The sequence below is a fragment of the Paenibacillus sp. FSL L8-0502 genome (assembly GCF_038593055.1).
Classification (GTDB): domain Bacteria; phylum Bacillota; class Bacilli; order Paenibacillales; family Paenibacillaceae; genus Paenibacillus; species Paenibacillus polymyxa_D.
Map to the genome: position 1 here is coordinate 768,819 of NZ_CP151958.1, position 13,397 is coordinate 782,215.

General features: G+C 46.8%; 9 protein-coding genes. 7 read left to right on the forward strand and 2 right to left on the reverse strand.

The features are described from left to right. Positions 1 to 38: 38 nt before the first annotated feature. Entirely contained in the window at positions 39 to 3,404 is a 3,366-nt protein-coding gene (locus NSQ57_RS03400; protein WP_342425625.1) for an SNF2 helicase associated domain-containing protein, read from the reverse strand. A 335-nt stretch (positions 3,405 to 3,739) separates the two neighbouring features. Here NSQ57_RS03400 and NSQ57_RS03405 point away from each other — a divergent pair, with 335 nt between their 5' ends. From NSQ57_RS03405 to NSQ57_RS03420, 4 genes are all read left to right on the forward strand, one after another. Further along, the gene (locus NSQ57_RS03405; protein WP_029515853.1) at positions 3,740 to 4,039 is read left to right on the forward strand and encodes a hypothetical protein; all 300 of its coding nucleotides are present in this window, start codon (positions 3,740 to 3,742) and stop codon (positions 4,037 to 4,039) included. Positions 4,040 to 4,059: 20 nt separating this feature from the next. After that, entirely contained in the window at positions 4,060 to 5,337 is a 1,278-nt protein-coding gene (locus tag NSQ57_RS03410) for a hypothetical protein (RefSeq protein WP_342425626.1), read from the forward strand. 62 nt (positions 5,338 to 5,399) lie between these two features. After that, positions 5,400 to 5,585 carry a hypothetical protein gene (locus tag NSQ57_RS03415; protein WP_340884302.1) on the forward strand — a complete coding sequence of 62 codons (186 nt, stop codon included), beginning with the start codon at positions 5,400 to 5,402 and terminating at the stop codon, positions 5,583 to 5,585. Between the two features lie 161 nt (positions 5,586 to 5,746). Continuing rightward, positions 5,747 to 6,835 (forward strand): site-2 protease family protein, encoded by a 1,089-nt coding sequence (locus NSQ57_RS03420; RefSeq protein ID WP_029515850.1) that lies wholly within the window; start codon positions 5,747 to 5,749, stop codon positions 6,833 to 6,835. A 151-nt stretch (positions 6,836 to 6,986) separates the two neighbouring features. Here the strand turns inward: NSQ57_RS03420 and NSQ57_RS03425 are convergent, their stop codons facing one another. Continuing rightward, entirely contained in the window at positions 6,987 to 7,907 is a 921-nt protein-coding gene (locus NSQ57_RS03425) for an AraC family transcriptional regulator (protein WP_342425627.1), read from the reverse strand. 295 nt (positions 7,908 to 8,202) lie between these two features. Here NSQ57_RS03425 and NSQ57_RS03430 point away from each other — a divergent pair, with 295 nt between their 5' ends. The 3 genes from NSQ57_RS03430 to NSQ57_RS03440 all read left to right on the forward strand — a co-directional run bounded on the left by NSQ57_RS03430 (position 8,203) and on the right by NSQ57_RS03440 (position 13,205). Then, the gene (locus NSQ57_RS03430) at positions 8,203 to 10,209 is read left to right on the forward strand and encodes a beta-galactosidase (RefSeq protein ID WP_342425628.1); all 2,007 of its coding nucleotides are present in this window, start codon (positions 8,203 to 8,205) and stop codon (positions 10,207 to 10,209) included. A 132-nt stretch (positions 10,210 to 10,341) separates the two neighbouring features. After that, on the forward strand, positions 10,342 to 12,141 hold the full coding sequence (locus NSQ57_RS03435; RefSeq protein WP_029515847.1) for a histidine kinase: 1,800 nt from the start codon (positions 10,342 to 10,344) through the stop codon (positions 12,139 to 12,141). Continuing rightward, the gene (locus tag NSQ57_RS03440) at positions 12,138 to 13,205 is read left to right on the forward strand and encodes a response regulator (RefSeq protein WP_342425629.1); all 1,068 of its coding nucleotides are present in this window, start codon (positions 12,138 to 12,140) and stop codon (positions 13,203 to 13,205) included. Before NSQ57_RS03435 ends, NSQ57_RS03440 begins: the two co-directional genes overlap by 4 nt. The last annotated feature ends 192 nt before the right edge of the window (positions 13,206 to 13,397 follow it).

A 13,397-nucleotide genomic window follows, 5' to 3' on the forward strand; every position in this document is an offset into this window, starting at 1 on the left:
TCTACCGTGATTGGACCTTTTTGTGCATGTGGAATTAGCTAGATCATGAGCAGTTCGCGAATCTCCAGCTCGGTCAGTGCCGAAAGGGTTTCTTGCCCCGGCTGAATGACCTGGTCGATCATGTTTTTCTTTTTTTGTTGCAGTTCATACATTTTGTCCTCTACCGTACCTTGGGCGACGAGACGAATAACCTGCACGACCTTTTTCTGGCCCATTCGGTGTGCGCGGTTGGTAGCCTGCTCCTCTACAGCGGGATTCCACCATAGATCATACAGTATGACTGTATCTGCGCCGGTGAGGTTCAGGCCAGTACCTCCTGCCTTTAGGGAAATCAGGAACAGCTCGCGTTCTCCTTCGTTGAAGCGACTGCACAGTTCGACTCGTTCCATAGCGGGAGTCTGCCCATCCAGGTAAAAGTAGGGCACTCCTTCTCGAGCAAGCTCGCGTCCGATCATTTGAAGCATCGTGGTGAACTGTGAAAAAATGAGCATCCGTTTCCCGGAGCTGAGACATTCCGTAATGATCTCCAACAGCTGTTCAAATTTGGCGGAGCTTCCCGTATATCCTTCGATGAACAAGCCAGGATGACAGCAGAGCTGACGAAGCCGGGTTAGACCTGCGAGAATTTTGATCCGATTTTTCTGAAATCCTTCCTCGTTGAGATGCTTTAACGTTTCATGCTGGAGCTTGGCCAGATAGGTCGTATACAGCTTTTTCTGATCTGGCAGAAGCCGGGATACCTGCACGGATTCGATTTTTTCCGGCAGCTCCTTGAGGACATCACTCTTGAGACGGCGCAGCAAAAAAGGACGAACCCGCTTGGCAATCACATTTCGAGGCAGGTTGTGAAACGCTCTTTTCCCGCCGGGAAATAACGCAGGAAATACAACGTCAAAGATGGACCACAGCTCTTCCAACGTATTTTCTACTGGCGTTCCTGTCAGGGCAAAACGGTAACGAGCTTTTACATCCTTAACAGCCTGTGCCGTCTGGGTGGCATGATTTTTGAAAGCCTGTGCCTCGTCCAGAATGAGCGTATGAAACGATGGCTTGCTGTACACATCTGCATCGCGTCGTAGCAGCGGGTAGGACGTAATGACGACGTCATAACTGGCGGCATCCCGTATGATCCGGCCGCGTTCTTCCGGGCTGCCATCTGCGATAGTAACGCGGATATGTGGAGCAAACTTCTCCAGCTCATTCCGCCAGTTGTACACCAGTGATGCAGGGGACACGATCATGGCTGGAAGCTGCTGGCTGCGGATTTCCGGCAATACTGAGACGAGAAAGGCGATACTTTGCAGCGTTTTACCCAGCCCCATATCATCTGCCAAAATGCCCCCAAAACGGTAATGCGCCAATGTCTTAAGCCATTGAAAGCCGTAAACCTGATAATCTCTTAAGATTGGGGCAAGCATGTCTGGAACTGGAAAGTCGAGATGGTCTGGGTTGCGTATATTTTCCAGTAGCTGGCGAAAGGTTTTACCCAAAGTCAGGTTTTTCCCATGATCGTGAGGATCAATTAAGTACAGTCCTTGCGTGACGGGAACACGAATTTGGGCTGCATCCAGATCACTTTTGCGGATACCTGTTTCATTCATGAATCGAATCAATTCCTTGTATTCCTCTGTTTCCAGCGGCAGCAAGGCACCATTCGGCAGACGGTGATATTTCTGTTTTTCCTCTAACGATTTGAGCAGTTTGCGAATTTCCGGTTCCGGTATGCCCTCCATATCAAATTTAAATTCAAGCCAATCTGTACGTTCATCCCACTCCGCGCGTATCCTTGGGGTAGGCAGAGTATTGTTTATTTTTGCTTTGACTGCACCTGTAGCATAGACGTCCAGCAGCTTTTCCAGTTGCGGAACCGTATGGTACAAAAAATCATACTCTGCATCTTCATCTTCCATAAAATATCCGCTGTCTGTTCTGGCAAAGGAGCTATGCTCCATCAGCTCCAAAATCCGTTGCTCCTGTTCCCCATCACGTATCAGAATTCGGTCGTTACCAGGCGTTCGTGCATCTGTTTCCAGCGGGTTGATGATGATATCCCCATATTGGAACTCCAGCCCTGCCAGCAGCTTGTCTCTTACTCGGTCCAGATACAGCTTGGCCTTCAATGGCTGCTGTGTGACCCGATCTGAGACGGAACGTGTCATATGAACACGTCCGAGCTTCATTAACCCGGGTACAACCTTGTCCATAAAAGATTCCATCTGCTCTGGCGCGATCTGAACTTTTCGCCTGTGGTGTACTTCTACCATCCGTTTTAGCTCGGACAAACGCCGTAAGGGGTCGGCTTTCTGTTTGACAAGCTTGCCATCGGCAATGACGACACCATAGTCTTCCATGATGGTCAAGTCATCCAATCCTTGTATGCTTAGCTGGTAGCCTTCGGTTTCGGCCTCAACCTCATCAAATTCAAATTGCAGCGGAAGCATCAGGTCGGACTGGGGAATACCCTCGTTCATGTTTCCGTGAATTTCAAAGTAGACGCCCTGTGCTGCTGTCAGCAAGGGGAGCAGCTTTTCCCAAGCCGCAGGCGGGATGAGGAGCATTCGTTCACCGCTCATATGACTACCTGAAGATGAATACGTACCTGAGGTTTCCCGAATCATACGCTCATGGTGGCACACCTGGGATAATTGCTGGAGAATAGCGTCATGTTCAGGTCGGAAGCGGTACAGCTCAGGCTCGTACGAGAAGCTTTTCGTGAACATGTAGCTATCCCCACGGTCAATACTATCCAGAAACGGACGAATTTTCTGGACGATATATAATCGTTTGGGACCAGCCTTCATTTCTACACCAAACATATATTTTTGGTAACCGTAGGCAAAAGGTCGGATCACGAACTGAAAATCCAAGACCGCACGAGTATCCAGCAGGGTAGGCGTGCTGCGAAGCGGTCGCTTGCGTTCAAATAGTTTTAACATACTGTCGGTCAGCTGGAGATCGCCTTGTGTGATGTCAGAGGATCGTGCTGTTCTAGCAGTGTGATCATATGAAGCATCTGTAGATGTGTACATCCCGTCTGAATCTAGGCTTCCTGCTGTATCTGGGGCAGTACCGGGATGAAGTCTGGAGGCATAGGAGCGCACAGACAGACTCTTTCCACGGCGTATATCATGGGCGTTAAGGAGAACAGCTGCGATATGTTTACAATATCGACCGGTGTTCTGAAATGTGCTACAGGTGCATTCTGCTCGGATACTTCCATTGGATCGGATCATCGCCGCAACAGCATAAAAGCTGCTTCCTTTGACCGTAGCTTCGTATACACCTTCATCATGATCTATTTGTGTAAAGGCCACTCTTTTGGCCCGGTAATAGGCATCCCCGTCGTCATAAGCGGCTTGACTGCATAGTTGTCTGATGGCTCGTCGGGTAAGTTCAAAACTCATGGTTCGTAATCCTTTCCTGGGTTATTCCGTTTTCCTACATGATAACAGAACAGACAGGAGGATGGACATGTGGGGAATGTAATACGAGAAATAAAACTTATCAGCTAAGAACGGAAGGTTTCCACACCGATTTGATACCGTAGACTTAACCCTATCCCATGTCTTATGGCGTATTGATTGTCTTTGGAAAGAAAAGGTACAATTTATAAAAGGGATTTTGTGGATATAAAATGGATGTTACGCATATGAAAGGGATGATTAGGATCAGTCACCGATATCTAAAAGGAATGATGGTGTTGATAGCCCTTATTTTAATACTGGGAGGATGCCACAAGGTGAATAAAGACGAAGATGCTGAACTGATCAGTAAGGCGAAAGCTACGGCTGTTCAATATTTGAAGGAAAAATACGAACTAGACGTTGAAATCACATATGCAAAAAAATTTCCTCCTTATGTAACAAACAAGGTAGATATAAGTGGCAATGTAATAGGTCATGCAGAAGAGGATTTTACGATTTCTGTAAACTATGAAAATCAGGAAACTTCGAATTTTGCTATAAGTCCCGAGCTAAAAAAGGTGCTTATTGAAAATGGGACTTATCCAGGCTTTCAAGATAAAAAGAAAAATCACTAGATCAGAGGAGTGTAAATAGTATGAGTTCACTTCAAGTAAGTGACGAAACTTATAAAATAATGTCTGAAATGGCCTATAAAAAAATGAAAAAAGGTGCTGAACCATCAGAAGAACTCCCCGGCTGGAAAGTGTTAGACACGCTCGATCGCGAGGATTCGGGACTTGCCGCTGTCACATTTTACAACGAAGAAACGGAACAGGCCGTTATCGCCTATCGTGGGACGGAAACGGATGATCCACAGGATCTGTATAACGATGTGACTCTTGCACTTCCTGAAATTAACCGCAAAATTCACGGTAGTTTGAATATTCATTCAGATGAATATAATGAAAAAATGAAAAAAATGGACGGCGCTTTAGGGTTCACGGCGTTTAACAACTGGATGGGAGAGAAAGAAAAAAGCGTAGATAAGGCTTTGTTCGGCAGCTCGAACCAGTTCTATCAGGCAGAGGACTATGCGAAGGATATACAAAACAAGTACAAAAACTACAACTTCTCGCTAACTGGACATTCGCTGGGAGGAGGGAATGCACAATATGTAGCTGCTTATACAGGGTTAAATGCGGTTACATTCTGTGCGCCTTCGGTCATTTCCAGTCTGACACCGGAGTACAGAGAGAAAGCAGAAAATGGTGAGTTTGACCATCAAATTACGAATTTTCTGCATCCCAGTGATATGATAGCTAGCTTTATTGGGGGAGGGTACGATCTTCACGTAGGAGCTTCCTACCATATTGACAATAATTATCAAACAGCTAATGAAGGCTTAGGACTAAAAGAGAGAGTGGACAACACGTTGGGTGGGCCTTCCTATCACTCACTCAATCATTATAAGTTTGATAAGAATGGCTATGTATCCAACCCGCTATATGATCCTGTAACAGGCGAACGAATCGCGGAATCTCCGCGTATTCCATCTGACTTTAACCTAATGGAAACGGTGGACGGCTGGATACATCAATTAGGACAGACCTTAACTCAATTCCAAAAGGCAGCGCTGGTAACGGCGGCAACATCTGCTTCAGCAGGTACGATTCAAGTCATGCCGGAGCATCTACTCGCTGTAGCTGAAAAATGGAAGGCGAATGCACAACAATGTGATGCAGATTTCCAACGTGTCAGAGCCAGGCTTTCACGCTATTTGCACAGTAGTCAGAGTCGGCGGTTGCAGCCGATTGTAACACAGCTTGACTCCTCCATGATGGAATTTAGTCAGTGGCATTTACGGACGACTAATGAATTCCTTTACAATCTCGAGTACAAAATAGAGCAGTTTATCCAGGCAGATATTAGCTAATAACGCTAATAACAAGGTACTAACGATATAGAAAAATGAATACATAGGAGGTGGCCAGTAATTTGAACGGACAATTACGGGTCGAACTGGAAGAGCTATTGCTTGCCGAAAAGGAGCTGACCTGGCTACTCGCCAAACTTCGCACAGATGAACAAGCGGCACGTGTATTATATGGGCGTCTGCATGAATGGACTGGGCATTCGGCCAATGCTATCAGAGACCAAATTGAAGCTTTTTTGTCGGGTTAACGAACAGAATTCATACTTTAGAGCAACAAAAGGCAGAGTTAATTCAGTATGTTGAATTGATGAAACGTACAGACGCTGTACAGTAATGAAGGTAGAGAAGTTTTTACAAGCTGCACATAGCAGGATACAATGGAAGTGTTAGAGAAAGGAGACGGATACTTTTGCAAAATGAAGAGAAAAAGACCGATTCCAAATCCGGCTCATCCAAATGGTACCTTGGTAGTGCAGCAGCATTGCTTCTTCTGAAAGGCAAGTCGTTACTTGCCCTTTTAAAATTCAGTAAATTTGGCGGTGCGCTGATATCTATGGCGATAACGATTAGCACATATGCGATCATTTACCCGTGGGGATTTGCGGTCGGCTTCGTGTTGCTGTTGTTTGTACATGAGCTGGGACATGTATTGGCCGCCAAGCGCAAGGGGCTTCCCGTATCAGCACCATTATTTATTCCTTTTCTCGGTGCGCTGATCACCATGAAACGTCAACCTTTGGATGCGCAGACAGAGGCTTATGTGGCCATGGGCGGCCCGTTACTGGGGACGATTGGGGCTATGGCAGTATACGCAGGAGCCTATGCAACAGACAGTCCCCTGTTGTATGCGCTCTCGTATGTCGGCTTTTTCCTGAACCTGATCAACCTGCTGCCGATTCATCCGCTCGACGGAGGACGGATTTCCACGGCAGTGACGCGTTGGCTGTGGCTGGTGGGTCTATTGGGTGGAATTGTAGTCGTAGTATATTTAAAATCCTTTTTATTTTTCTTGATATGGGCGTTCTTTGCCTACGATTTGTACAAAAAATATGTTAAACGCAATAAAGAAGAGGCTAAGGTCCAATCCTTTTTGCAAAAGCCACTGGTGAACGTACAGCATCTGTATGAACAAGGATATCCGCTGCCTGGACCGGAGCACACGCGCAGATTATCTTTTAATACCTACTCGGATTTAGAGGGGCAGCAATATGTGACGGTGTATATGGAAAGTCTGGATGTGGAGCAGACACTTCTGCTGCCACAGCAGTGTCTTGTCCAGGATGTATGGCTGAACGGTGTGGAACATATACCGACGCCGGATGCGTACCAGCTCAGATTGCTGTGTGGGATTGATTATATTCCGTTTGAAAATGATAAGTATTACGAAGTACCCGCATCATCGCGCTGGAAATTCGGCATCGGTTACTTGGCTTTGGCCGTATTCCTGATGGGGATGATGTATGTGGTGCACCAGCATATAGGGGATATTAGGCTGTGATCCGATGATGAGAGCTTGGTCAAGATTTTAGATCATTAAGGCAACGGGTACAGCTTATAGAAAATAGAGTCAAAAGAGCGCGACAACCGCAATATTCGGTGTCACGCTCTTTTTTTGTTGAATAACACGGAGGAGCCTTTACACTCCGTCCTTATATCTTAATCCTTTGTTCATCAGTAATCGGCTTTAACGTTTGGCGGTATTTAAGTGGGCTGGTGCCTGTCCAGCGCTTGAACTGTCTGCTGAAATGAGCCAGACTGGAGTATCCGAGCAGGGAAGCTACCTTGTTGAGTGGTAGATTGGCCTGCTGGATCAACACCTTAGCTTCATGCAACTTGGTCTCCGATAGATAGTGACGTGGTGAATAGCCGTATACCTTACGGAACACTTCCTGGGCATAGCCAGGACTGATCCCGAGAGAAGCCGCCACATCTTCAAGTCGGAACGCTTGCTCGCCAGATTCATCTTCCCGATAAGGCTTAAACCTCGATTGAATAGCTTCCATGATGGCTTTGGCATATTGAACGGATGAAGGCGCAATTCTGGGCTCCAAACTGGTAGATATCATTTGCGAGAATATCCCGAATAGCTCAAATAAGGCAATCTGCATGCGAAAACGGTCTGCTGTCGTATATTCTCCGCTTTCCCGCACCATGCCAATCCAGCTATGAACAACCTTTTGCAGCTTGGCATTCGTTTCAGTACCCGCCGGAAAAAAGAGCTGATTGCTTTTAATCATTTCCTGACGGAATAATGGATCATCGACATTAAAATGAGAGCTAAAATAGTACATGCCGTTTGGGGAAACACACTGACTCACATGTTTAAAACCCGGCGGAATGATTAAAATATCACCTTCTCCAACCGAATATACGTTATTTTCCATAATCGTTTCCTGACGACCTTCTAAAATGAGTGCAATTTCAAAACCGATATGAGATTCCTCCGGCATGCACCAATCCGCTTGGACCCGGTGAATATGGGCGCCAAAAAATTTCACATTCCAGTCAATAATGGGCAGCCATTGGCAATCATGAAATAGAGATGGATCAACATCAGGATTTAATATCATCAGATCACCTTCGATTAGGGCAAATTTTACACCGCTTAGACAATCTCATTGTATCTAACATTTAACTATAATAAAAGAGCGCTTACAAATACTATTGTATAAGCTTTTATATAAAAGAAAGTGCTTATATATAGACATTTTGAAAGTGATGCGGATTATGTTGACATATCTGTTTCAATTATCAGTACTCTATTTGTACTAGCCCGTATATGGAATGCACTTAGTGCTCCGATCTTCGGAGTGGCTGGAATCGAATTTTGCAAAATCCTGATGAACCTAATTGGAGGACGACTTGATGAAAAAGCTACTGTACGGTGTTGCCTATTATGATGAATATATGCCATATGACCGTTTGGACCAGGATATCCAAATGATGAAGGATGCGGGCATCAACGTGGTGCGGATTGCGGAATCCACTTGGAGTACGCATGAACCGCAAAATGGCGTGTTTGATTTTACTTCTGTGGATCGGGTGCTGGACGCCATGCATAAGGCGGGCATTGAAGCCATTGTGGGGACGCCCACCTATGCCGTACCCACGTGGCTGGTGAAGGAGCATCCTGATGTATTGGCGACAACGCCTCAAGGGCCGGGCAAATATGGTGCTCGCCAGATTATGGACATTACGAACCCGGTGTACCTGTTTCATGCCGAGCGAATCATACGCAAGCTGATCGGACGGGTGAGTCAGCATCCGGCGGTCATTGGCTTTCAGACGGATAATGAGACCAAGCATTACAACACGAGTGGGCCTAATGTGCAATTGCAATTTGTAAAGTATCTGCGAGAGCGGTTCGAATCGCTGGAGGAGCTAAACCGCAAATTTGGTCTGGACTATTGGAGTAATCGCATCAATAGCTGGGAGGACTTTCCTTCAGTGGTCGGAACGATTAATGGAAGTTTGGGCGCAGCCTTTTCCCAATTCCAGCGCAAGCTGGTGACGGACTTTCTGGCATGGCAGGTCGCGCTGGTGAAGGAATATAAGCGGGAGGACCAATTTATTACGCAAAACTTTGATTTTGAATGGAGAGGTCATTCCTTTGGTGTTCAGCCAGACGTGGATCACTTTGCGGCATCGCAAGCCTTTGATGTGACTGGGGTGGATATTTACCATCCATCACAGGATGACCTGACTGGTATTGAAATTTCCTTCGGTGGCGATGTGGCACGTTCGACGAAAAATAACAACTATCTAGTGCTAGAAACGGAAGCGCAGGCTTTTACCCACTGGGTTCCCTATCCGGGGCAATTGCGTCTGCAAGCGTTCAGCCATCTGGCTTCAGGGGCCAATATGGTGGCATACTGGCACTGGCATTCCATCCATAATTCCTTCGAAACCTACTGGAAGGGTCTGCTGAGCCATGATTTTGAGCCGAATCCAGTGTATGAGGAAGCACAGACCATAGGGAAGGATTTTGCAAGATTGTCTCCGCATTTGGTCAACTTGAAAAAAAATAATAAAACGGCGATTCTGGTCAGCAACGAAGCATTGACGTCAATTGACTGGTTTAAATTTAATATGAGTAGTCCGTTGAATTACAATGACATCGTACGTCGTTTGTATGACGAGTTGTATAAACTGAATATCGGGACAGATATTGTTCATCCAGGTACAGAATCGTTTGACGACTATGATCTCTTGATCGTCCCGGTTCTCTATTCTGCCCCAGATGCACTACTGGAGAAGCTGAACCGATATGTGGAAAAAGGTGGTCATGTAGTATACACATTCCGAAGCGGATTTACCAACGAGCATGTGCAGGTGAGAACGTCCCGACAGCCGGGCGTGATTAGCGAAGCCTGCGGCATTCATTACAGCTTGTTCGTGGAGCCGAAGAAAGTGACGCTTAAGAATAATCCTTTTGGGGTGGCACCAGAGGACAATCAGGTAGATACGTGGATGGAGCTGATTACCCCGACGACCGCCGAAGTATTGGCCTATTACGATCACCCGCATTGGGGCAAATATGCAGCAATTACGCAAAACCGCTATGGTCAGGGAACAGCGACCTATATCGGCTGTATCGTCAGCCCGGCGGTCATCCGCGAACTATTCAGCTCTGTAGCCAAAAAGGCAGGAGTATGGGGACTGGATCAGGAAACGTCTTATCCGATCATTGTTAAATCCGGCACGAATGAGCTAGGACGGACAATCCGGTACTATTTTAACTATTCTGAACAAGCAGGCTCGGTGGTCTATCCGCATGGAGACGGCAAGGAGCTGATTGGGGAGCATGCGGTTACCCAAGGAGAAACGCTTCCATTAGAGCCTTGGGGTGTTATAATTATCGAAGAAGCGTAAATGATGAATAATGAGCTGAAACCAACTTACGAATAATATCATATAGGTTTTCCCCGGGAGTATCCGGTACATGAAGCGCCCCTGCGAATTGCGGGGCGTTTTCGCATATGGCTGAAAGAGGAGTGCATCGCTATGCCAACCCGAGCAGTTCGCTGGTTCCGGGCGCTGACGGCCCCGTATCGACGTAGCATTCAGCTCAAGCTGATCTTGACGATGGTTGTTTTGTCTGTGCTGCCGGTCATTGCTGTCACGGTGCTGGCTGCGGAGAAAAGCAGAGCTTCCATGGAAACGGAAGTGGTAGAGACGAACATGTCCAATATGAAATGGACGGGGATCTATATCAGCGATCAGCTAGATCGTCTGAATCATCTGATTTACAGCATTCAGATCAGTCCTGATCTGAGCGATTATTTGAATGAGCGCGAGCCTGACAATCTTTCAAGCCAATTTAATGCCCAGCGAAAAATGCTGAATACGATGGCGAATGTGTATTATTCGGCCGGAAGTCATGTGATCGGCATCCAGCTTTATTCGAAGCAATCGCAAACCTTGTTTACCTTCAATAGCATGCAAAATGAAATTACGACGGTGAGCGGTATTCCCCCACAGTATGCCGAGATGTGGCAAGCGAATAAGGATTATTTGATTCGCCCAAGCTCTACTGACCCGGAACGCTTTACTCTGACGCGCAGTATTCGGCGTTTTGAAGACCAAAAGCAGACGGGAGCTATTTCTTTGGATGTATTGTGGTCTCAATTCGATCAGACGCTGGGCCTGCTGGGACGAGGGGATCAGCATCAAGTGTTGATTACAGATGCAGATGGCAGGGTTATGTATCCAGCACAGGCTCTTCAGTCGCCTCCTCCTGCAGGAGTGCTGACAGCTCTGCGTGACGTTAAGCCGGGCCCCGGGATGATTCAAACTGCTGAACATTATGTGTTCTATAATGATCTGGATGTAGTTGGGCTGAAGCTGGTCAAAATCGTACCCACTTCCTCCATTAACCACAGCGCCTTTTCAACCATGCTGTATGGTATCATCGTCGGCGTGATTTCAATCCTGGTTTCCATCTGCATTGCCGTTTTCATCGCATGGCGGACTGCACGTCCGATTGTTCATTTGGCACGTTCCGTACAGGAGCTGGATATGATCAAAGGACCGGTTGGACAGCCAAGTACACGTCCGGATGAGATAGGACTGCTGGAAAGAAGTCTGCATGGGATGGCAGGCCGAATCCGCGAGCATATCCAGACGGAATACAGTATCAATTTGCAAAAAAAGACGGCTGAATTGAAAGCGCTCCAGGCACAGATTCATCCACATTTTCTGCAAAATACACTGCAAATGATCGGGAGTATGGTATTTTCTCAAAAGCCGGAGGACACCTATGAAGTTATTCGGTCGCTGAGTGAGATGTTCCGTTACGTGGTACGGGAGCCTCAGGATTTGGCCTCTTTACGCGCAGAGCTCGACCATGTAGGGCATTATATGCGCATCCAACAACGTCGATTTCCACAAAGATTAGTGTTTCAGGTGGAGACGGAAGAACAGGCGATGGATATTCGTCTGCCTAAGCTATCGCTTCAGCCATTGTTAGAAAACGCGTTTCAGCACGGTCTTGACCGTAAGGCAGGGGCATGGCGAATGGGAATTCGAGTGGAGATTATGAGAGAAGATGTGTGTATTACGGTTTGCGATAATGGAAACGGCATGACCCCGGACAAGCTGGAAAAGGTACGGGCAAAGCTGGAAAACGCGTCGGAGGAACCGATCTGGGCGCAGGGTAGTCATATCGGATTGAGCAATGTGTCTTCACGCATACGGATGAATTTTGGAGTGCACTACGGAGTGATGATAGATAGTGAGCAGGGTGTTGGTACACGTGTTACCATCCGCATTCCATTCATCTCAGCAGAGGAGGGAAAAGTATGATCAGAGTATTAATTGTGGACGATGAGCCGTGGAATCGCGATATTCTGAAGACATTTGGCACATGGGAAAAACTCGGAATGTGGGTAGTGGGTGAGGCTGAGGACGGAGACGAGGCGTTCAGACTAGTCGGGGAGTTAGCTCCCCATATTGTGATTACGGATATGCACATGCCGGGTGCGGACGGAGTGGAGCTGCTGCAAGCGCTAAATAACCATTGTCCTGATGTAAAAATCATTGTCGTGAGCGGATATGATGACTTTGCGTATGCCAAACATGCCATCCGTTACAAGGCCGTCGATTATTTGTTAAAGCCAGTCAATCCTGCCGAGCTGAATGCAGTGTTGCTCAAATGCAAAAACGATCTGGAGGTCAAGGCTGCTGAACAGCAGCAAGAAGCGACGGAGCTGGATTATGAGTTTTTTCACAAGCTGACCCGGTATAAGCAACTGCTGCGTCTTTATTTTAATGAGTTGAACTGTGACGGGGTGAACCTAACCTGCAGACAGGTTATGCAGGAGCTGGAGAGTTATGGAGCGCCGAGTCCACCTATGCTAGGCAGGCTAGTGCAGGAGCTTCTTTCCCTGCTGAAAGAGCTGGCAGCGGATAACGGGCTGGATACTTCTACGGCAAAGGCAGGATCTCTACTGTCGCAGGATGCCGTATCCTCTGTAGAACATGCGTTGGAATTCGTATCGTCGTGCTATGTTCAGGAACTGGATCAGCTCATTCGGCAGCGGAAATACAAAAACAAGCTGAATTTAGAAGAGGTACGGCGATATATCGACAGTCACTTTGCTGGGCCGATTACACTGGAGCAGTTGGCGAAAAACTTTTTTGTGAGCAAGGAGTATATGAGCAAGGTATTTAAGCAGGAGTATGGTCAAAATGTAACGGACTATATTGTAGGGCGAAGAATGGAAAAGGCGCGAGAATGGCTGGTCAATAAACAGGTTTCAATTAAAGCAGTTGCGGAGATGGCAGGATATGAGGATGTGTCTTATTTCTATCGGGTATTTAAAAAGCATTTTGGCATGGCACCCGGTGAAATGAGGAAGGAAGTTTAAAAAAGTCCAATCCAATAAGCTAAGGGTGTCCAATGGCAGAAGTGACCTCCCATTCTATAATGAAAGCGTATACAAAACAAGTTGTACAAAGGAATTTGGCCTTTAGGAAGTTCGCACAGAGCTGAATAGAGGTTGAAGACCGGCGGCATAGCTGCTTTGAATAACAACTGATTTGCCGGTGGGTAGCAGTTA